Below are 276 nucleotides of genomic sequence, written 5' to 3'. Positions count from 1 at the left end.
TGCTACAGTCAATGCACACATCAGCATCCCTGACAAAGGGCAAACCCTGATCGTTCCAGCTCCCCTGGAGCAACGCACCTGGAAGCTGCAGCACGCCCAACAGGGTGGCCGCATCTTCAATCGACAGGACATCCATATTGCCGGCCTTGTATTGTCTCTGCATCAGCTGGTCACCCAAGCCAGGATTGCCCATGCCAAAGGAGCCAAAGAGGAACGACTGCGGATACGCCGGGATATGCATGATGATCTGGGCGCAAAGCTGTTGCAGTTGTTGCA

Annotated in this window: 1 pseudogene; it reads left to right on the top strand. The window is 55.4% G+C overall.

Annotated features, from left to right (window positions below):
• Positions 1-276 (top strand): annotated as a pseudogene (locus tag A3730_RS31465) (sensor histidine kinase); the annotation flags it as partial.

This window comes from Alcanivorax sp. HI0044, assembly GCF_001634945.1.
Note: the sequence above shows the minus strand (reverse complement) of the source record. Positions and strands in the feature narration are given on the sequence as shown.